The organism is Streptomyces sp. 4F14 (assembly GCF_048159485.1).
In the GTDB taxonomy this organism is placed as follows: Bacteria; Actinomycetota; Actinomycetes; order Streptomycetales; family Streptomycetaceae; genus Streptomyces.
This window is the reverse complement of the sequence record NZ_JBLRVY010000003.1, coordinates 121,070-141,358: the sequence shown is the minus strand read 5'-3', so window position 1 is coordinate 141,358 and position 20,289 is coordinate 121,070. Positions and strand designations below refer to the sequence as shown.

Below are 20,289 nucleotides of genomic sequence, written 5' to 3'. Positions count from 1 at the left end.
GGTTCAGGGCGCAGCGACACGGCCACCGCGAGGGGCCGAGGAGAGAGTGACGATGACCGAGGCACGGGGTTCGGACCGGCACGGCGAGACGCACGGCCGGTACGTACCCGGTACGCCCTGCTGGGTCAGCCTGATGGTGCACGGGCTGACGACGACCCAGGAGTTCTACGGCGAGCTGTTCGGCTGGGAGTTCCAGCCAGGCCCGCGCCAACTGGGCGCGTACGCGCGCGCCTTGCTCGACGGCCGTGACGTCGCCGGTATCGGCCTGCTTCCCGCGGGCCGTCATCTGCCGGTCGCCTGGACGCCCTACCTCGCCTCCGACGACGTCGACCGGGACGCCGAGCGGGTGCGGCTGTGCGGCGGGACGGTCGGCGTCGGCCCCCTCGACGCGGGCGACGCCGGCCGCCTCGCCATCTGCTCCGACCCGGCCGGCGCGGTCTTCGGCCTCTGGCAGGCGGCGGCACACCTGGGCACGAGCGTGACGGACACCCACGGCACCCCCGCCTGGAACGAACTCCTCACGTACGACACGGAGACCGTCGCCAAGTTCTACGAGACCCTCTTCGGCTACGACTCCACGCCCTCCCCCGACACCGTGACCCTCCGCCTCGACGGCCACCCGGTGGGCGCCCTGCACGCCCTCGGCCCCGCCCTCCCCCGCGAGCGGGGTCCCCACTGGCTGACGTACTTCGAGGTCGCCGACACGGACGCGGCCCTGTCCCGTGCCGTATCCCTGGGCGGCCACGTCGTCTCCCCCGCCGAGACCACCCCCCTGGGCCGCGTCGCCACGCTCTCCGACCCCGAGGGCGCCCGTTTCGCCCTCCTCCAGCGCCCCGCCTGACCTCCGGCTCGCCGTCCTCGCAGTGCGGGCGGACGATGGTGTCATCTGCCGCTCCGCTGCACCGGGAGGAGCGATGCGACGTCGTACCGCACCTTTGCTGATCTGCCTGCCGGCGCTGTTCTCACTGGCGCTGGCCCCTGCGTCGTCCGACGGGAAGATCGGGGACACACTGAGCCTCACGGGCAGCTCCGGGGACGAGAAGCTCGACGTGACGCTGGTCAAGGTGGTGGACCCCGCGCGCGCGAAGGACTCGTACTCGCAGCCCGACTCCGGGAACCGTCTCGTCGCCGTGCAGTTCCGACTCAAGAACACGGGGTCGGATGTGTACAGCGACGCACCCTCGAACGGAGCGTCCATCATTGATCAGGACAATCAACGTTTCGACACGACCAGCACCCTGACCACTGCGGGTGCGGACTTCCCGGCCCATGTCATCATCCGCCCCGGCAACACAGCTCTCGGCTACCTGTCCTTCGAGGTACCGGACAACTCCCGCGTGGGCACCGTCCAGTTCTCCATGAACAGCGGCTACTCCGACGACATCGGCGAGTGGACTGTCTCCCCTACACCGCCTGGACCGGCAGTACATCAGGAGACAGCGCGGCTGCCTTAGCCGAAGCCGCCGTCATCCTCCGCCGATGATGTCGCCGGCACAGCACCTCGTACCCGATCGTGTCCGCCTGGTTGACGTCGCCGACGACGACCTGCGCGCCCTCGACGACCATGACACCCCCGGCCGTGCGGGCGTTGTGCGTGGCGCGGGCGCCGCACCAGCAGAGGGCCTCGACCTGGAGGACCTCGACGCGGTCGGCGAGTTCGACGAGGCGCTGGGAGCCGGGGAAGAGCTTGGAGCGGAAGTCGGTGGTGATGCCGAACGCGTAGACGTCGAGCCCGAGATCGTCGACCACGCGTGCGAGCTGGTCGATCTGCTCCTCCGCGAGGAACTGTGCCTCGTCGGCGATGACGTAGTCCGCGCGGCCCCCGTGGGAGAGGTGGTCGACGAGGTAGGCGTACAGGTCCTGCCCGTCGTGGATCTCCACCGCGTCGGTGACGAGTCCAAGGCGGGAGGAGAGCTTGCCGTGGCCCGCACGGTCGTCACGGCTGAAGATCATCCCTTTGAGCCCGCGAGCCGATCGGTTGTGCTCTATCTGGAGCGCCAGGGTCGACTTCCCGCAGTCCATGGTTCCGGAGAAGAACACCAACTCGGGCATGGCGAGGTGAGCACCTTTCGGCAAGAACGCCAACCCCTGAGGGCCGGAGAAACGGTCGGAATCGATCAGGAGCGTACTTCGAGGAGGGGCACGAACTGCTCAGCAGGAGTCATCGACCCGTGGTTGCCGACCATCGCGGACTCCTTCGGCTCCCGCTCGGACGCGATGATCAGAACGTCGTCCCGCGCGGCGGCGATCACGTCGCCGAGCCGGTCGTACACGCGCTCGTCGACATGCGGACCGAACCACCCGGCGGCGATGGCCTCCTCGCGCGAGGCGACCCAGAACTGTTCGCCGAGGACTTCGCGCCAGCAGGTCAGGACGTCGCTGGCGGCACCGGGCACGGCGTACACGTGCCGGGCGCGTCCCTCGCCGCCGAGGAGGGCGACACCGGCGCGCAGTTCCCAGTCGGTGTCGAAGTCGATGCGGTGCTCTTCGTCGAAGGCGATGTCGACCATGCCGTGGTCGGCGGTGACGTACAGCGCGCTGCGCGGGGGGAGCTGTTCGGCGAGCCGCTGGACGAGCCGGTCGACGTACATGAGCTGGCCGCGCCAGGTGTCGGAGGCGATGCCGTAGCGGTGCCCGGCGCCGTCGAGTTCGGCGTAGTACGTGTAGACCAGGGCCCGGTCACCCGCGGCCAGTTGAGCGGCGGCGAGGTCCATCCGCTCCTCGCCGGTGAGGCGCCCGTGGAACGTTCCTCCACTGAGCGCGATCTTGGTCAGCGGGGTGTTCTGGAAGGCGGGCGAGGAGACCTGGGCGGTGTGCACGCCGGCGGCGTCGGCGAGCTGGAAGACCGTCGGATACGGCTGCCAGACCCGCGGCGGGGTCCAGGGGTGCCAGCGGAGCTGGTTCATCAGCGCGCCGGTCGCGGGGTCGCGGACGGTGTAGCCCGGGAGGCCGTGGGCGCCCGGCGGGAGGCCGGTGCCGACGGAGGCGAGGGAGGTCGCGGTGGTGGCCGGGAAGCCGGCCGTCAGGTGCCCTCCGGAGGGCTTCAGGAGGCTGTTGAGGTACGGCGCCTCGTCCGGGTGGGCGGTGATCTGTTCCAGGCCGAGACCGTCGACGAGGAAGACGCACACGCGGTCGGCGGGCTCCAGCGAGGGGATCGCGGCGGTGAGGCCGGGGACGCCGAGTCCGGCGGCCACGGTGGGCAGCAGGTCGGCGAGGGAGCCGGTGCCGTAGCGCGGGACGGGCGCGGAGTCGACGCGGAGGGGTTCGGGGTGGTCCCAGGGGGCGAGCTGGGACATCAGAGGGCCGCGGTCGCCTCGGAGAGCGCCTGCGCGAAGACGAGCGCCTGACGCACCGTCTCCGGGCCGTCGCCCGCCTCGCTGACGCGCAGGCTGAGGTCGTCCGCCGTCGAGTTGCCCGTGTAGCCGTGGTCCGCGTCGCAGTTGGGGTCGCCGCAGGCGGCGGGCTCCAGGTCGATGCGGGAGACGGCGCCCCAGCCGATCGTGAGCATCACCTCGCGCGGGAGCGTGCCCGGCGCGTACGACTCCGGGTTGGCGACGACGCGGCTGACGACGACGGAGGAGATCCGGCCGAGCTTCACGGACTCCGTGGAGGTGGTGGCGTACGGCGTCGGCGACGTCGTGTCGGCGGCCTGCTCGTCGGTGTGGCTGACGATGAAGCGGTTGCCGGTGAGCACGAGGACGGTGACGTGCCTGCGGACCTCGTTCTGGTCGAACGTGGTCTCCTGGTGCACCAGGTACGACCGGATCGGCTCGCCGCCCACGGCGGCCTCCACCGCCTCGGCCACGAGGGCCGGGTAGTAGCCGCTGCGCTCGATCGCCGCGCGTAGCCCCTGGGTCGTCGTACTGGTCTTGGCCATGCCCTCCATCCTACGGGGACCCACTGACTGCGAGGGACCCCGCGCAGAGCGTCCCGGGGCGGTCAGTACGCGGGCAGGGTGCGCGGGCCGAGGTCGTCGCGCGCGGGCGGTGGGGCGAGGCGTACGGAGGCACCGAGGACGCTCACGCCGTGCGGGGCGACCACGACGGGTTCCAGGGTGACGGCGACGACCTCGGGGTGGTCGTCGACCAGGCGCGAGACGCGCAGGAGGAGTTCCTCCAGGGCCGGGGTGTCGACGGGGGTGGAGCCGCGCCAGCCGAACAGCAGGGGTGCCGTGCGGATCGAGCGCACCAGGGAGGTGGCGTCCCGGTCGGTGACCGGCACCAGGCGGTGCGCCATGTCGCCGAGCAACTGCGAGGCGGCGCCCGCGAGTCCGAACGACAGCACCGCACCGGCGGCCGGGTCGATCACCGCGCGCACGACGGTGTCGACCCCGCGCGGGGCCATCGCCTGGACGACGGGCCGCAGTTCCCGGGGCGTCCCGAACAGGTCGGTCAGCTCTCCGTACGAGCGCCGCAGTTGCTCCTCGTCCGCGAGATCGAGGCGGACGCCGCCGAGGTCCGCGCGGTGGCGCAGGTGCGGGGCGGTGGCCTTGAGGGCGACGGGGTAGCCCAGGGCGCGCGCGGCGTCGACGGCGTCCTCGGGGGTCGGTGCGGGGATGGCCCGGCGTACGCCGATGCCGTACCGGCCGAGGAGTTCGCACGTCTCCTCGGTGCCGAGGGTGAGTCCTTGCCCGCGCGCGAGGAGGCCGTCGATCTGCCGCGCGGCGCCCTTCTCGTCGATGTCGTCGTACTCGGGCACCTTGCCGGGGTCGGCCGCCTCGCGCCGCCACTGCGCGTACTTCACGGCCTCCGCGAGCGCGCGTACGGCCCGTTCGGCGGCCGGGTAGGCGGGGATGAGGCGGGGGCCCTGCGGGGGTGCCGGAGGGGCGGTCCTGTCGGGGGATGCGACGGAGGTGGGGTGCACGGTCCAGGCGGCGGCGAAGGCGTTGCCCGCGCGCGGGGCGGGCGCTTGTCCGGGCGCGGGGACCGCTGCGGGCGCCCGGCTCACGTCCGCCCCGGGGGTCACACCGCGCGCGGGCGTGCCGGTCGAGGTGCCGTGCGCTTCCGGCGTTCCAGCCGTCGCCGTGCCCGTCGTCCCGGAGGCGCCCGCGCCCGCCTGGGGCCCGGTGCTCATCGCCGCCGACAACGCCTCGGCCAGTCCGCCGAGTTCGACGTGGACGACGAGCACCGGCTTGGCCGGCACCCGTGCGGCGGCCGAGCGCAGCGCCTCCGCGAGGTCGGCGTCGTCGGTGGAACCCTCGCCGATCGCGGGGATGGCCGTGACGACGACGGCGTCGCACGTGTCGTCGGCCAGCGCGTGCGTGAGGGCGTCGCGGAAGTCCTCGGCGGAGGCGCCGGTCGTGAGGTCGAGGGGCGGCAGGGGGCGCAGTCCCTCGGAGAGGCAGGCGTCGTAGGTGAGCAGTCCGAGGGACTCGGAGTTGCCGAGGATCGCCACGCGCGGGCCCGCGGGGAGGGGCTGGCGGGCGAGCAGGAGCCCGGTGTCGACGAGTTCGGTGATGGTGGCGACGCGGATCACGCCGGCCTGGCGCAGGAGCGCGGAGACCGTCGCGTGGGGCAGCCGTGTCGCGCGGACCGCGTGCCCCTGGGGGGCCGATCCGGCGCCCTGGACGACGACGAGGGGCTTGGCGGCCGCCGTGCGCCGGGCGAGGCGGGTGAACTTGCGGGGGTTGCCTATGGACTCCAGGTACATGAGCACGACGTCGGTCTCGGGGTCGTCGTACCAGTACTGGAGGACGTCGTTGCCGGAGACGTCCGCGCGGTTGCCGGAGGAGACGAACGTGGAAACGCCCGTCACGCCGGTGACGCCGCCGCCCCGGCGGTGCAGCCGGGACAGCAGGGCGACGCCGATCGCGCCGGACTGGGCGAACAGGCCGATGCGTCCGGGGCGGGGCGTCTCGGGGGCGAGGGAGGCGTTGAGCCGTACGTCCGGGGCGGTGTTGATGATGCCGAAGGCGTTGGGGCCGACGATGCGCATGCCGTACGCGCGCGCGAGGCGCACGAGTTCGCGCTGACGCTCGCGTCCGTCGGGGCCGCTCTCGGCGTACCCGGCGGAGACGACGACCAGCCCCTGGACGCCGTGTTCCCCGCAGTCGGCGACGACCTCGGGGACCTCGTCGGCGGGGACGGCGACGACCACGAGGTCGACGGGCCCTTCGATGTCGCGCACGAAGCGGTGGGCGGGGACGCCGTCGAGCTCCTCGACGCCCTCCGGGAGGGCCTTGTTGACGGCGTGCAGGGTGCCGGTGAAGCCCGCCGCGCGGAGGTTGGCGAGGACGGCGCGGCCGACGCCTCCGGGGGCACGTCCGGCGCCGACGACGGCCACGGAGCCGGGGGCGAGCAGCCGGCGTACGGAGCGGGCCTCGGCGCGCTGTTCGCGGGCGCGCTGGACGGCGAGGGAGCGTTCGGTGGGTTCGAGGCCGAACTCCAGGCGGACGACGCCGTCCTCGAAGCTGCGCTTCTGGGTGTAGCCGGCGTCGGTGAAGACCTTGATCATCTTGGAGTTGGCGGGGAGGACCTCGGCGGCGAAGCGGCGGATCCCGCGCTCGCGCGCGACGGCGCCGATGTGCTCCAGGAGGGCGGAGGCGACGCCGCGGCCCTGGTGGGCGTCCTGGACGAGGAAGGCGACCTCCGCCTCGTCGGCGGGACCGGTGGCGGGCAGGCCGTCGGGGCCGATGCGGTCATAGCGTACGGTGGCGATGAACTCGCCTCCGACGGTGGCGGCGAGTCCCACCCGGTCCACGAAGTCGTGGTGCGTGAAGCGGTGGACGTCCTTCGCGGACAGGCGCGGGTAGGGCGCGAAGAAGCGGTAGTACTTCGACTCGTCCGACACCTGCTCGTAGAAGCTGACCAGGCGCTCGGCGTCGTCGGCGGTGATGGGCCGCACTCGCGCGGTGCCGCCGTCGCGCAGCACCACGTCGGCTTCCCAGTGGGCGGGGTACTCGTGCCGCTCCTGCGCGCTCTGCATGGGGCCCAGCGTACGGCTCGCGTCCGACAACGGCGCGAGGCAGTCTGGGGGACGGAAGACGGCACCGACCGGACCGAGGCCGCGGTCCGGACAGCCGTCCCGGGGAGGCCGTCGCGCCTCCTCCGGGAACGCTTCACGTGTGGAAAAATGGTCTAGACAACCCTGAACACCGAAGGGCAGCATCATCATGGCTGAGCGCCGCGTCACCATCGGCTGGGCGGAGGGCCTTCACGCCCGCCCCGCCTCCCTCTTCGTCCGAGCCGCCACGGCCACCGGCGTCCCGGTCACGATCGCCAAGGCGGACGGCAACCCCGTCAACGCGGCCTCCATGCTGGCCGTACTCGGCCTCGGCGCCCAGGGCGGCGAGGAAGTCGTCCTGGCCTCCGCGGCCGAGGGCGCGGACGCCGCTCTCGACCGGCTGGCCAAGCTGGTCGCCGAGGGCCTGGACGAGCTCCCCGAGACCGTCTGACGCCACCCACGCGCGTGTACGGAGCCGCGCCGTCCCTTTCCGGGCGGTGCGGCTCCGTCATTTCCGGGGCGTCCCGGAATGAATTGCCCCGCAAAGACCCACGGGCGCACGAGCGCACACGAAAGGCGCGCGCCGAGAAATTCACGGCGCGCTCACAAAAGGGCAGCGAAAATACACTTCCGCCGAATATCTCTTCTTTGTATACGGCGCCCGTGTTAATGCCGCAGGCCGGACATGTTTACGACGTGTTGCGAAGTCCTCACACGGTCCGCGCCCGCGAAGCGCAGCCGGTGGGCGCCGAGGGAGCGCTCGGTGTGCAGGGCGGTGACCGCCCGCGCGCGCTCGGCGTCCCCGCGCGCGACGGCGTCGACGATCGCGCCGTGCTCGGCCCAGGAGTCGACGGGGCCGGCCGACGGCTCGACCGCGTACATCCAGGCGATCTTGTGGCGCAGCTGGGTCAGCGTCGAGGTCAAGGCGTGGCTTCCGGACGCCTGGGCGAGCGTCTCGTGGAACCAGCCGCCCAGGGAGCGCAGATCCTCGCTGTTGCCCCGCCTGGCGCGCTCCTGGCCCAGCCTGACGAGGCCGCGCAGCACCTTCAGGTGGGCCTCGGTGCGCCGCTGGGCGGCCCGGGCTGCGCCGAGCGGCTCCAGCAGCAGGCGCATCTCCAGCAGGTCGGCGGCCTCCTGCTCGGTCGGCTCGGCCACGCACGCGCCCGCGTGACGCCGCGTCACCACGAAGCCCTCGGCCTCCAGCGTGCGCAGCGCCTCGCGGACGGGGACGCGGCTGACGCCGTACCGGCGCGCGAGGAGTTCCTCGGTGAGGCGGCTGCCGCGCTCGTAGACACCCGCGACGATGTCGTCCCGGACGGCCGTGCACACCGAGTGCGCCGGAATACGCATGACGGACCTCCGCCTTAATCCCCGTGAAACGTCGACGGTTGACGTGTGTTCCGTGACTCTATTGCAATGAGCGGGAATTTCCGATGGCGAGCCGGAATCCATGGATATTTTTTGGACAGGGCGGCGTCCGAAACGTCGAAAGCCCCGGCCGAGGGGGCCGGGGCTGGACGATCTCGCGCGGGTCAGACGTCGACGCCGTGCGCGCGCAGGTAGGCGACCGGGTCGATGTCGGAGCCGTATTCCGGTGTCGTACGGGCCTCGAAGTGCAGGTGCGGGCCGGTGACGTTGCCCGTCGCGCCCGAGTAGCCGATGCGCTCCCCCGGGGTGACCGTCTGGCCCACCGCGACGGAGATCGACGACAGGTGGCCGTACTGGGTGTACGTCCCGTCGTTCATCCGGACGACGATCTGGTTGCCGTAGGCGCCGCCCCAGCCGGCCTCCACGACCGTGCCGAGGCCGACGGCGTGCACCGGGGTGCCGGTGGCGGCGTGGAAGTCGATGCCCGTGTGGCTGCCGGAGGACCACAGGGAGCCGCCGCTGCGGTAGCCGGTGGAGACGTACGAGCCGGTGATCGGGGCGACGAAGGCGTTCAGGCGGGCGCGCTCGGCCTCCCGGGCGGCGCGGGCCTCCGCCGCGCGCGCGGCCTTCGCCTCCTCGGCGGCCTGGACGCGCAGCGCCTCGGTGCGCGCGCGTACGGCGGCGTGCTCGACGGCCTGCCGCTGGTCGGCGGCCCGGGCCTCGAGGTGCTCGGCGACCAGGTCGAGGCGCAGGGTGACGGTGTCGTCGGCGGCCATGACCGTGTTCGCGGCGGTCGGTTCGGGGGGTGATCCGGCGGCCAGCGCCGAGGTCGTCAGCGCCGCTATGCCCGCCGCGCGGGCGGTCGTACGCTGCATCCGGGTCGCCTTGCGGCGCTTGCCGGTGGCGCAGGTGAACGCCATGGGGTCGAGTTCGTCCTTTCCTTCCCTCTCGCCTACCGGGTTAGCTGACGGGTTCGGAGCAGGAAGGTCTCCTACGGGCGCGGGCGCCCGATTCACCCCAGGGACTGTGGGTCCCCGGCTCCCCTGGCTCGCGCCGTACGGGGACTCGGCGATGGCTGTCCGGTGCCGCGGTGTGCGGCGTACTGCCCGACGAACAGCCCGGACGACGCTAGAGGGCGTGCCCCCGATTCCCAAACGCACAGCGGTTTTTGTAGCGCACACCACAGGGCAGAGGCATACCCTCCGGGCGAAAACGGTCACCCTCGGAGGGATGCGTTTCGGGTGGGGTGTGGCCCTGCGAACAGCGAACTCACGGGGGCTTGCGGTTGCTCGGTGGCACGCGCGCGTAGGGCTCGTCCCCGTCGCCCTACGCGCGCGTGCACCGGTGTCCCTACTCCGCCGTCACCACCCGCACCGGCCCGATCCCGAGCGCCTCGACCGGCTCCCGGATCTCCTTCGCGTCGCCGACGAGGACGGTGACGAGACGGTCGACGGGGAAGGCGTTGACGACCGCGGCGGTGGCCTCGACGGTGCCGGTGGCCGCGAGCCGCCGGTACAGGGTCGCCTGGAAGTCGTCGGGGAGGTGCTGCTCGACCTGGTCGGCGTGGGTCCCTGCGACGGCCGCGGCGGTCTCGTACTTGAGTGGCGCCACGCCGACGAGGTTCTGCACGGCGAAGTCGCGCTCGGCGTCCGTGAGTCCCTCGGCGGCGAGGGTGCGCAGGACGGTCCACAGGTCCGCGAGGGCGGGCCCGGTGTTGGGCGTGTCGACGGAGCCGCTGATGGCGAGCATCGAGGCGCCCGAGCCGTCCGGGGCGGAGCGCAGGACCTGCCCGAAGGCGCGCACGCCGTAGGTGTAGCCCTTCTCCTCGCGCAGGACGGCGTCCAGACGGGACGTCAGGGTGCCGCCGAGACAGTACGTGCCGAGGACCTGGGCGGCCCACACGCGGTCGTGCCGGTCGGCGCCCACGCGCCCGATCAGCAGCTGCGTCTGGACGGCGCCGGGCCGGTCGACGATGACGACGCGCCCGGCGTCGTCGGCGGTGACCGGCGGAACCGGCCGGGGCTGGCCGGCGGACCCCGTCCAGGCGCCCAGGGTCTCGCCGAGCAGCGCGTCGAGGTCGATGCCGTTCAGGTCGCCGACGACGACCGCGGTGGCCGTGGCGGGGCGCACGTGCCGGTCGTAGAAGGCGCGGACGGCGGCGGCGTCGATCTTCTCGACGGTGTCCTCGGTGCCCTGGCGCGGGCGCGACATGCGCGAGGTCGCCGGGAACAGCTCCTTGTACAGCTCCTTGGCGGCCCGCCGGGAGGGGTTGGCCAGCTCGTGCGGGATCTCGTCGAGCCGGTTGCGCACCAGCCGTTCGACCTCGCCCTCGGCGAACGCGGGCGCGCGCAGGGCGTCGGCGAGCAGCCCGAGCCCCTTGGCGAGCCGGGAGGCGGGGACCTCCAGGCTGAGCCGGACGCCGGAGTGGTCGGCGTGCGCGTCGAGCGTGGCGCCCGCGCGCTCCAGCTCGGCGGCGAACTCCTCGGCGGTGTGCCGGTCGGTGCCCTCGGAGAAGGCGCGCGCCATGATCGTGGAGACGCCGTCCAGGCCGGTCGGCTCGGCCTCCAGGGGCGCGTCGAGGAGGATCTCGACGGCGACGACCTGCTGGCCGGGGCGGTGGCAGCGCAGGACGGTCAGGCCGTTGCCGAGGGCGGCGCGCTCGGGCGCCGGGAACGCCCAGGGCTTGGCCTCGCCCGCCTGGGGCTGCGGGTGGAAGTCCATGGTGGCGAGCTCGGTCACTTGGCCGTCTCCTCGTTGTCGTCGCCGGCCTCTACGGTCGCTTCACGCGCGGGGTCGTCGGGAACGTCCCCGTCCTCGGCGCTGTCCGGGTGCTTGGGCTCGTAGACGAGCACCGCGCGGTTGTCGGGCCGCAGCCGGGCCTTGGCGATCTCCTGGACTTCCTGCGGGGTGATCTCCAGCACGCGCTGTACGGCGGTGAGGGCGAGCTGCGCGTCGCCGAACAGGACGGCGAAGCGGCACAGTTCGTCCGCGCGCCCGGCGACCGTGCCGAGCCGGTCCAGCCACTCGCGCTCCAGCTGCGCCTGCGCGCGCTCCATCTCCTCGGCCGTCGGGCCCTCCTCGGCGAACCGGGCGAGCTCCTCGTCGATGGCGGCCTCGATGACGGGCACCTCGACGTCCCCGGACGTCTTGACGTCCAGCCAGCCCAGGGAGGGCGCCCCGGCCAGCCGCAGCAGGCCGAAGCCGGCCGCGACGGCGGTCCGGTCGCGCCGTACGAGCCGGTTGTACAGGCGGGAGGACTCGCCGCCGCCGAGGACGGTCAGGGCCAGGTCGGCGGCGTCCCCCGCGCGCGTGCCGTCCTCGGGGAGGCGGTAGGCGGCCATCAACGCGCGCGCGGGGACCTCCTCGACGACGACCTCGCGCAACTGCTCGCCGATGACGTCCGGGAGGGAGCCGTCGCGCGGTTCGGGCTTGCCGTCGTGCGCGGGGATGGAGCCGAAGTACTTCTCGACCCAGGCGAGCGTCTGCTCCGGGTCGATGTCGCCGACGACGGACAGGACCGCGTTGTTGGGCGCGTAGTACGTGCGGAAGAACGCGCGCGCGTCCTCCAGGGTCGCCGCGTCCAGGTCGGCCATCGACCCGATGGGCGTGTGGTGGTAGGGGTGGCCGTCCGGGTAGACGAGGGCGGTCAGCTTCTCGAACGAGGTCCCGTAGGGGACGTTGTCGTAGCGCTGGCGGCGCTCGTTCTTGACGACGTCGCGCTGGTTCTCCATCGACTCGTCGTCCAGGGCGGTCAGCAGGGAGCCCATGCGGTCGGCCTCCAGCCAGAGCGCGAGCTCCAGCTGGTGCGCGGGCATGGTCTCGAAGTAGTTGGTGCGCTCGAAGCTGGTGGTGCCGTTGAGGGAACCACCCGCGCCCTGCACCAGTTCGAAGTGGCCGTTGCCCTTGACCTGGGCGGAGCCCTGGAACATCAGGTGCTCGAAGAGGTGGGCGAGGCCGGTGAGGCCCTTGACCTCGTGGCGCGAGCCGACGTCGTACCAGAGACACACCGCCGCGACGGGGGTCAGATGGTCCTCGGAGAGCACCACGCGCAGGCCGTTGGCCAGGCGGTGCTCGGTCGCTGTCAGGCCCCCGGAGCCTGCCTGGGCTGTGGCCGTGTGACCCATGGGCATGTACGTCCCTTCGATGGCGGACGCGGTCGAACGAACCGCGGACTTTCCTGCCGGTCCTGTCACTGTATGCAAGCGTGCGGACGGTCGGCGAAGTTCCCGGCGGACGTACGCCGAGAGCGGATCGGTTAGCCTGCGGACGGCCGTGACGGAACCGGCCGTGCTCGCCCGGCCGGGCCCATGACACCGGGTCCTGGGCCGGGTTGTCAGCGCCACGGTCCACAATGGGCCGTCAGACCGCAGTTTTGTCGGCGTCCTGGACGCCACGGCAAGCGACCAGAAATGAGGAGCCGGCAGCGATGGCCCGCCGCAGCACGAAGACCCCACCGCCCGACGACTCGTTCGAGGAGCGGATCCTCGACATCGACGTCGTCGACGAGATGCAGGGCTCCTTCCTCGAGTACGCCTACTCGGTCATCTACTCCCGCGCTCTGCCCGACGCCCGCGACGGCCTGAAGCCGGTGCACCGCCGGATCGTCTACCAGATGAACGAGATGGGCCTGCGCCCCGACCGCGGCTACGTCAAGTGCGCGCGCGTGGTCGGCGAGGTCATGGGCAAGCTGCACCCGCACGGCGACGCGTCGATCTACGACGCCCTGGTGCGCATGGCGCAGCCGTTCTCCATGCGCGTGCCGCTCGTCGACGGCCACGGCAACTTCGGCTCCCTCGGCAACGACGACCCGCCCGCCGCCATGCGGTACACGGAGTGCCGGCAGGCCGAGGCGACGAGCCTGATGACGGAGTCGATCGACGAGGACACGGTCGACTTCACGCCCAACTACGACGGCCAGGAGCAGGAGCCGGTGGCGCTGCCCGCCGCCTTCCCGAACCTCCTGGTGAACGGCTCCTCCGGGATCGCCGTCGGCATGGCGACGAACATGCCGCCGCACAACCTGGGCGAGGTCGTGGCCGCCGCCCGCCACCTGATCCGCTACCCGAACGCGGACCTGGACGCCCTGATGAAGTTCGTCCCGGGCCCCGACCTGCCGACGGGCGGGCGGGTCGTCGGCCTGGACGGCATCCGGGACGCGTACGAATCGGGCCGGGGCACGTTCAAGATCCGGGCGACGGTCGCGGTGGAGACGGTGACGGCCCGCCGCAAGGGCCTGGTCATCACCGAACTGCCCTTCACCGTCGGCCCCGAGAAGGTCATCGCCAAGATCAAGGACCTGGTCGGCTCGAAGAAGATCCAGGGCATCGCCGACGTCAAGGACCTCACCGACCGCGCGCACGGGCTGCGGCTGGTCATCGAGATCAAGAACGGCTTCGTCCCGGAGGCCGTCCTGGAGCAGCTCTACAAGCTGACGCCGATGGAGGAGTCCTTCGGCATCAACAACGTCGCCCTGGTCGACGGCCAGCCGCTGACGCTGGGCCTCAAGGAGCTCCTGGAGGTCTACCTCGACCACCGCTTCACCGTCGTACGCCGCCGCAGCGAGTACCGGCGCGGCAAGCGCCGCGACCGGCTGCACCTGGTGGAGGGCCTGCTGACGGCGCTCGTCGACATCGACGAGGTCATCCGGCTGATCCGCTCCAGCGACAACAGCGCGCAGGCGAAGGAGCGCCTGATGGAGCGCTTCTCGCTGTCGGAGATCCAGACGCAGTACATCCTGGACACGCCGCTGCGCCGCCTCACCCGCTTCGACCGGATCGAGCTGGAGTCCGAGAAGGACCGGCTCACCGCGGAGATCGCCGAGCTGACCCGGATCCTGGAGTCGGACACCGAGCTGCGCAAGCTGGTCTCGACCGAACTGGCCGCCGTGGCCAAGAAGTTCGGCACGGAGCGGCGTACGGTCCTGCTGGAGTCGTCCGGCGCGGCCGCGTCCGCCGTGCCGCTCCAGGTGGCGGACGACCCGTGCCGGGTGCTGCTGTCGTCGACGGGGCTGCTGGCGCGTACGGCGAACGGCGGGCCGTTCGCCGCCGAGGAGGCCGGCGCGCGCGTGAAGCACGACGTGATCGTCTCCGCGGTGCCCGCGACGGCCCGTGGTGAGATCGGCGCGGTCACCTCCGAGGGCCGGCTGCTGCGGATCAACGTCGTCGACCTGCCGCAGCTCCCGGACACGGCCGCCGCGCCCAACCTGTCGGGCGGCGCCCCGGTGTCGGAGTTCGTGTCGCTGACGGACGGCGAGACGCTGGTGTGCCTGATCACGCTGGACGAGTCGTCGCCGGGCCTCGCGCTCGGCACGGAACAGGGCGTCGTCAAGCGCGTGGTGCCGGACTATCCGACCAACAAGGAGGAGCTGGAGGTCATCACCCTCAAGGAGGGTGACCGGATCGTCGGCGCGGTCGAGCTGCGCACGGGCGAGGAGGACCTCGTCTTCATCACCGACGACGCCCAGTTGCTGCGCTACCAGGCGTCCCAGGTGCGCCCCCAGGGCCGGCCGGCGGGCGGGATGGCGGGCATCAAGCTGACGGACGGCGCGAAGGTCATCTCGTTCACCGCGATCGACCCCGCGGTGGACGCCATGGTGTTCACCGTCGCGGGCTCGCGCGGCACGCTGGACGACTCCGTCCAGACGACGGCCAAGCTGACCCCGTTCGACCAGTACCCGCGCAAGGGGCGCGCGACCGGCGGCGTGCGCTGCCAGCGGTTCCTGAAGGGCGAGGACTGCCTCTCGGTCGCCTGGGCGGGCGCCGTTCCCGCGCGGGCCGCGCAGAAGAACGGCATGCCCGCGGAGCTGCCGGAGATCGATCCGCGCCGGGACGGTTCGGGCGTGTCGCTGCCGAAGACGGTGGCGGTGGTCGCGGGGCCGTTCTAGCCCTCGCCGGGCAGGTCCTCGGGGATGTCTCCGGTGACGTCCTCGGGGGCGTCAAGCCCCTCCTGGGCCTCTTCCTCGGCCTCCGGGTCCCGTACGTACCTCAGGACGCCCCACATGCCACGCTCGTCGGCCTGTGGGGCGTCCTGCACGCACGCGTGCAGCTCTTTGGCGAGCGCCTCCCGGTCGATCCCCATCCCGATCAGGACGAGCTGCGTACGGCGCTCCTCGCGCTCGCGCCAGGGCTCCGGGACGAACCTGAGGAACCGTCCGACCGCGTGCACGGCATAGCGGTTGAGGGGGTCGCTCGGTCCGAAGTCGACGTACCCCTTGATCCGGTACAGCCCCTCGGAGCGGCCGTCCAGGAACGCCATCAGCCGCCGCGGGTCCAGCGGGGCGTCCGCGGTGAAGGAGAGGCTGTCGTACGCCGCGTGCAGGTGCTCGGCGTGGTCGTGGCCGTCCCCGTGGTCCTCGTGCCGGTGCACGTCGTCGAAGGAGAGCTGCCCGATCCGCTCCTCGCTGGGCCGGCAGTCGAAGAGGAACTCCGGGTCGACGCGGCCGTGGCGGGCGGGTACGACGGCCGCGCTCCCGGCCAGGGAACGAACGAGCCCGAGCACGCGTTCCCCGTCGTCCGCGCGGTCCAGCTTGTTGACGACGACGAGGTCGGCGAGGCCGATGTGCCGGTCGATCTCGGGGTGCTTCACGCGCGTGCCGTCGAACTCGGCGGCGTCGACGACCTCGACGAGCCCGCCGTACTCGATCGCGGGGTGCTCGCTCGCGAGGATCATCCGGACGAGTTCACCCGGTTCGGCGAGGCCGCTCGCCTCGATGACGATGACGTCGACACCGACGGCGGGCGCGGCCAGGCGCTCCAGGTAGGAGTCCAGTTCGCTCGCGTCGACCGCGCAGCACAGGCAGCCGTTGCCGAGGGAGACGGTGGAGTCGCCCAGCGCGCCCGCGACGGCCATGGCGTCGATCTCGATCGCCCCGAAGTCGTTGACGATCGCGCCGATCCGGCTGCCCTTGCTGCGGTGCAGCAGGTGGTTGAGCAGCGTCGTCTTGCCGGAGCCGAGGAATCCGGCGAGGACGACGACCGGGATCTGCTGCGGGGTGCGGCCCTGCGCCACGTACGACCTCTTTCGCGCCTGTGCGTGCGCCGGTTCACACTCCGGAGCACGGTCGGGGAATGACTGCGGCATCAGGATACGAGCCGGAAGAATCGCCGCGAAGTGAACGATTGTTAGCTCCCTGTCCGGGGCAGACGTGAGGCAAGGCGCCGGGGTGTGCGACCCTCGCTTCCTTCCGTGCACCTCCTCTCCGCCTCCCCGCCGATCAGAGCCGCTCGGCACTCTGGGAGACGGCACGCGCCGCCCACCGCTCGCCGGTCCCCGTCACCACACCCGCACCCCGACGACCGGCGCACGGCCGCCTGGACCGGGGGTTGACATGGCCACACAGAGCGCAGGGATACGCAGGATCGTTTCGGCCACGAAGCAGAAGTTCTCGGCCACCCTCGACTCCCTCGGTGTGCCGGGTACCGGCCATCGCAGGCGAGCCGCCCTCACCGAACAGCACCGGCTCTCTTTCGACCTACTCTGCAAGGCCATGGACGATCCCGCTCTCGCCGCGGTCCTGGACACCTACGAGTCCGACGTACCGCTCGACAAGCAGCGCCAGTTCCTCTTCGCCAACGCCTTGTACGTCAACAATCTGCACTTCTACCGTATCGGCGCACTCACCCGCGCGGAGTTGTACGGGCACCTGCGCGTGATGTGCCGGAACAAGGTCTTCCGCGAGTACTGGGAGGCCACCCGCCATCACCGCAAGAGCCTCCCGGACTCCTCGGAGGAGTACGTCCTCGGGCGGATGATGGACGACCTGATCCACGATCTCGACGACGCCGACACGGACGAGTGGTGGGTCGTGGGCGAGCCGCCCTCGGAGGAGTCGGCATGAGGCCGTCAGGGGGCCGGTACGGCCGCTACGAGGCCCGGGGTGATCCCTCCGGGCCTCGGGCGAGGGACGGACTGTCAGGCGTCGGGGATGTCGTGCTTGGCGCGGACGAGTGTCTCGCGCGTGATGACGACGATCCGCTCATAGTCGGCCCGTGCGGCGTCCGAGGGCAGCTCATGATCGAGTTCCCCGGTGGCTTCGCGCCCGATCACGGCGAAGTCGCCGTTGCTGAGCTCGAAGATGTCGGGGCAGGTCTGCCCTGTGGTACTGCCGCGCTCCCTGGGGGACGCCCCGACACGTCGCACGATCTTCACGAAAACGTACCGCCTTCTCAGTAACGCCGGAGGAATGACTGCACCCTCCGAAGCCGGTCGTTGTGGTCGTCCGACATACGCTCTGTACGCTCTCGCGCAGGGATGGTGGCGGGAGCGCTCGGAGCGGCCCAGGACAAGATACCCACCTCCTCTCACCCTCGTCGCACAGGCACCGGTCGACCCATGAGATCGCCGCCCCCGCCCGGCAGGCGCCGCAATCGCGAAGCGCCTTGATCCACCGGGGATTTGTCGTTCGGTCAGCTTGCGAGAGGCACCGCCACCGGCGCCGCAGGCCCCACGTACCGTGCCGCCGGACGGATGATCTTCGAGTCCTGGGACTGTTCCAGGATGTTGGCGCTCCAGCCGATGACGCGGGCGGCGGTGAAGGTCGGGGTGAACATCTCGCGGGGGAGGCCGCAGAGTTCCATGACGACGCCCGCGTAGAACTCGACGTTGGTGTGGAGTTCGCGGCCGGGCTTCAGTTCCGCGAGGATCGCCTCGACCTGGCGTTCGACCTCGACCGCGAAGGCGACGCGCGGGCCGCCGAAGCGCTGGGCGATCTCGCGGAGCATCCGGGAGCGGGGGTCCTCGGTGCGGTAGACGGCGTGACCGAATCCCATGATCCGGTCGCCAGCCAGTACATGTTCGCGGATCCAGGGATCAATGCGTTCGGGGGTGCCGATCGCGTCCAGGGTGTCCAGGGCCCGGCTGGGCGCCCCGCCGTGCAGGGGGCCGGAGAGCGCGCCGACAGCTCCGACGAGACAGGAGGCGACGTCCGCACCTGTTGATGCAATGACGCGCGCAGTGAATGTTGACGCGTTGAAGCCGTGATCAATGGTGGAGATCAAGTACTGCTCGACGGCCCGCGCTTTATATTGATCGGGCTCAACACCGGTCAACATGTACAGGTAGTTCGCCGCGTACGACAGGTCCTGCCGCGGCTCGACCGGTTCGAGCCCCTTCCCGAGCCGGTACAGCGCGGTGAGCAGCGTGGGCACGGCGGCGGCCGCCACGAGCGTGTCCGTACGCCGCTGCCCGGCATCGGTGTCGTACACCGGCCGGAACCCCTTGACCGCCCCCAGCAGCGACAGCGCCGTCCGCATCCCGGCGAGCGGCCCGACGCCGTCCGCGCCCGACGCGGCGACGGCGGGCAGGGCCGCGCTCACCTCGGCCGGCAGCGCGCGCAGTGCGGCCGTCTCGGCGGCGAAGGCGGACGCATGCGCGGGGTCGGGGAGTTCGCCGTGGACCAGGAGGTGCCAGACGTCCTCGAAGGAGCGGGTCTGCGCGAGGTCGACGGCGGAGTACTGGCGGTAGTGGTAGAAGCCCTCGATGCCGCGCACGTCCCCGACCCGGGTGTCGGTGACCACGACGCCGGCGAGTCCGCGCGGGACGTCGATGAAAGATGCGGTGGACCTGTTGACAGACATGATGTCCCTCCTTGAACTTGATTCGACTGTCCATCATTGACTAAACGACTGTCAATATTGATTCAATCAACATAACCTCATCCGGATACGGTGACCCCCATGCGCGATCAGGAACCCGCCCCCGGCCACCCCGAACGCCGTCTGAGCACGAAGGAGGCATCCGAACTGCTGGGCGTGAAGCCCGAGACGGTGTACGCGTACGTCAGCCGCGGCCAGCTCAGCAGCCGGCGCGTCCCCGGCAGCCGGAGCAGCACCTTCGACGCCGCCGAGGTCGAGGCCCTCGCGCGCCGCAACAGACGGGAGAGCACCGGCACCCCGGGCGCCGGGAGCGAACCGGCCGTCCGCACCCGCCTCACGTACATCGACGCCGACCGGTACTACTTCCGCGGCGTCGACGCGGTCGACCTGGCCACCACGCACTCCTACGAGGAGGTCGCGGAGTGGCTGTGGACCGGCGAGCTGCACGCGGGCGCGACGTTCACCGCGCCGGAGGAGTCCCTGAGGGCGGCCCGCCGGGCGGCCCGCGCGCTGCCCGAACACACCGGCCCCGCCGACCGGCTGCGGGCCGCGGCCGTCGCGGCGGCCGTCGCGGACCCGCTGCGCTTCGACCTGTCCGAGAAGGCCGTCATCGGCACCGGCCGGACCCTGATCCCGACCCTGGTGGCCGCCCTGCCCCCGCGCCACCCCGGCCACCGGGACGAAGGCCCGCTGGCGCGGCGCCTGTGGTCACGGCTGAGCCCGCACGCGCCCGACGAGCCGTCACTGAACGCCCTGAACACGGCGCTCGGCCTCCTCGCCGACCACGACCTGGCCGCCTCGACACTCGCCGTCCGGGTCGCCGCATCGGCCCGCGCGCACGCGTACGCGGCCGTCTCCGCGGGCCTGGGCGTCGTCGAGGGACCGTTGCACGGCGCGGCCAGCGGACTCGCCCACCGGCTGCTGGAGGAGGTCATCGACCAGGGCGACGCGGCACCGGTGATCGCCGAGGAGCTGCGGGCGGGCCGGCGCATCCCGGGCCTGGGCCACCGCCTCTACCCGGGCGAGGACCCGCGCGCGCGTGCACTGTTCACCCTGCTGGCGGACATCCCGCGCGCGTACCCCGCCCTGGCGGCGGCCCGGGACGTCGTGGCGACCGCCGCCCGCCACACTCCCCTGCACGCCAACGTCGACCTCGCCCTGGCCGTCCTGACCCAGTCCTGCGGCATGGCCCCCGCGGCAGGCGAGACGATCTTCGCCGTGGCCCGTACGGCGGGCTGGATCGCGCACGCCCTGGAGGAGTACGGCGAACGCCCCCTGCGGATGCGCCCCAGCGGCCTCTACGTGGGCCCGAAGCCGCCCCGCCCGCTCCCCGTGGACCACGGACACGCACCGAACGGCCACTCTGCGTAGAACGCCGGACAGAGGC

At 72.0% G+C, this 20,289-nt stretch carries 17 protein-coding genes and 1 riboswitch; of the genes, 6 read left to right on the top strand and 11 right to left on the bottom strand.

The genetic code is table 11. The annotated features are described in order from the left end of the window. The first annotated feature begins 52 nt into the window (after positions 1-52). Positions 53-841 (top strand): VOC family protein, encoded by a 789-nt coding sequence (locus ACLZOT_RS05340; RefSeq protein WP_416967539.1) that lies wholly within the window; start codon positions 53-55, stop codon positions 839-841. A 73-nt stretch (positions 842-914) separates the two neighbouring features. Beyond that, positions 915-1,454, top strand: coding sequence for a DUF4352 domain-containing protein (locus ACLZOT_RS05335; RefSeq protein WP_416967538.1), 540 nt, complete (start codon positions 915-917; stop codon positions 1,452-1,454). On the opposite strand, the gene ACLZOT_RS05330 is transcribed toward ACLZOT_RS05335, so the two are convergent. The 4 genes from ACLZOT_RS05330 to ACLZOT_RS05315 all read right to left on the bottom strand — a co-directional run bounded on the left by ACLZOT_RS05330 (position 1,405) and on the right by ACLZOT_RS05315 (position 6,924). Then, positions 1,405-2,052, bottom strand: a complete 648-nt coding sequence (locus ACLZOT_RS05330) for a thymidine kinase (protein WP_416967537.1) — start codon at positions 2,050-2,052, stop codon at positions 1,405-1,407. The two genes, ACLZOT_RS05335 and ACLZOT_RS05330, sit on opposite strands and share 50 nt — an antisense overlap. Positions 2,053-2,117: 65 nt before the next feature. Next, on the bottom strand, positions 2,118-3,296 hold the full coding sequence (locus ACLZOT_RS05325; RefSeq protein ID WP_416967536.1) for an alkaline phosphatase family protein: 1,179 nt from the start codon (positions 3,294-3,296) through the stop codon (positions 2,118-2,120). Next, complete coding sequence (locus tag ACLZOT_RS05320; RefSeq protein WP_416967535.1) at positions 3,296-3,886, bottom strand: DUF5998 family protein; 591 nt, start codon at positions 3,884-3,886, stop codon at positions 3,296-3,298. Before ACLZOT_RS05320 ends, ACLZOT_RS05325 begins: the two co-directional genes overlap by 1 nt. A gap of 53 nt (positions 3,887-3,939) precedes the next feature. Next, positions 3,940-6,924 carry a GNAT family N-acetyltransferase gene (locus ACLZOT_RS05315; protein WP_416967534.1) on the bottom strand — a complete coding sequence of 995 codons (2,985 nt, stop codon included), beginning with the start codon at positions 6,922-6,924 and terminating at the stop codon, positions 3,940-3,942. A gap of 187 nt (positions 6,925-7,111) precedes the next feature. On the opposite strand from ACLZOT_RS05315, the gene ACLZOT_RS05310 reads away from it, so the two are divergent. Then, entirely contained in the window at positions 7,112-7,393 is a 282-nt protein-coding gene (locus tag ACLZOT_RS05310; RefSeq protein ID WP_416967533.1) for an HPr family phosphocarrier protein, read from the top strand. Between the two features lie 215 nt (positions 7,394-7,608). Here the strand turns inward: ACLZOT_RS05310 and ACLZOT_RS05305 are convergent, their stop codons facing one another. The 4 genes from ACLZOT_RS05305 to ACLZOT_RS05290 all read right to left on the bottom strand — a co-directional run bounded on the left by ACLZOT_RS05305 (position 7,609) and on the right by ACLZOT_RS05290 (position 12,440). Next, a complete protein-coding gene (locus tag ACLZOT_RS05305; RefSeq protein ID WP_416967532.1) occupies positions 7,609-8,292 on the bottom strand; it encodes a GntR family transcriptional regulator in 684 nt (227 codons plus the stop codon). A gap of 182 nt (positions 8,293-8,474) precedes the next feature. Continuing rightward, positions 8,475-9,230, bottom strand: a complete 756-nt coding sequence (locus ACLZOT_RS05300) for a M23 family metallopeptidase (protein WP_416967531.1) — start codon at positions 9,228-9,230, stop codon at positions 8,475-8,477. Positions 9,231-9,244: 14 nt separating this feature from the next. Continuing rightward, positions 9,245-9,391, bottom strand: a riboswitch (cyclic di-AMP (ydaO/yuaA leader). A 269-nt stretch (positions 9,392-9,660) separates the two neighbouring features. Next, positions 9,661-11,049, bottom strand: coding sequence for a M16 family metallopeptidase (locus ACLZOT_RS05295; RefSeq protein ID WP_416967530.1), 1,389 nt, complete (start codon positions 11,047-11,049; stop codon positions 9,661-9,663). Continuing rightward, positions 11,046-12,440, bottom strand: a complete 1,395-nt coding sequence (locus ACLZOT_RS05290; RefSeq protein ID WP_416967529.1) for a M16 family metallopeptidase — start codon at positions 12,438-12,440, stop codon at positions 11,046-11,048. The genes ACLZOT_RS05295 and ACLZOT_RS05290 overlap by 4 nt, the downstream gene beginning before the upstream one ends. A 296-nt stretch (positions 12,441-12,736) precedes the next feature. Between ACLZOT_RS05290 and ACLZOT_RS05285 the strand changes: the two genes are divergently transcribed. Further along, the gene (locus tag ACLZOT_RS05285; protein ID WP_416967528.1) at positions 12,737-15,193 is read left to right on the top strand and encodes a DNA gyrase/topoisomerase IV subunit A; all 2,457 of its coding nucleotides are present in this window, start codon (positions 12,737-12,739) and stop codon (positions 15,191-15,193) included. Here ACLZOT_RS05285 and ACLZOT_RS05280 read toward each other — a convergent pair. Further along, entirely contained in the window at positions 15,190-16,317 is a 1,128-nt protein-coding gene (locus tag ACLZOT_RS05280; protein ID WP_416967527.1) for a CobW family GTP-binding protein, read from the bottom strand. The genes ACLZOT_RS05285 and ACLZOT_RS05280 overlap by 4 nt on opposite strands. Before the next feature lie 319 nt (positions 16,318-16,636). Here ACLZOT_RS05280 and ACLZOT_RS05275 point away from each other — a divergent pair, with 319 nt between their 5' ends. Next, a complete protein-coding gene (locus tag ACLZOT_RS05275; protein WP_416967526.1) occupies positions 16,637-17,146 on the top strand; it encodes a DUF6082 family protein in 510 nt (169 codons plus the stop codon). A 74-nt stretch (positions 17,147-17,220) separates the two neighbouring features. Here the strand turns inward: ACLZOT_RS05275 and ACLZOT_RS05270 are convergent, their stop codons facing one another. After that, a complete protein-coding gene (locus ACLZOT_RS05270) occupies positions 17,221-17,457 on the bottom strand; it encodes a hypothetical protein (protein WP_416967525.1) in 237 nt (78 codons plus the stop codon). A gap of 257 nt (positions 17,458-17,714) precedes the next feature. Further along, positions 17,715-18,884, bottom strand: coding sequence for a citrate synthase/methylcitrate synthase (locus ACLZOT_RS05265; protein ID WP_416967524.1), 1,170 nt, complete (start codon positions 18,882-18,884; stop codon positions 17,715-17,717). A gap of 99 nt (positions 18,885-18,983) precedes the next feature. Between ACLZOT_RS05265 and ACLZOT_RS05260 the strand changes: the two genes are divergently transcribed. Then, entirely contained in the window at positions 18,984-20,273 is a 1,290-nt protein-coding gene (locus tag ACLZOT_RS05260; RefSeq protein WP_416967523.1) for a citrate/2-methylcitrate synthase, read from the top strand. Positions 20,274-20,289: the final 16 nt, after the last annotated feature.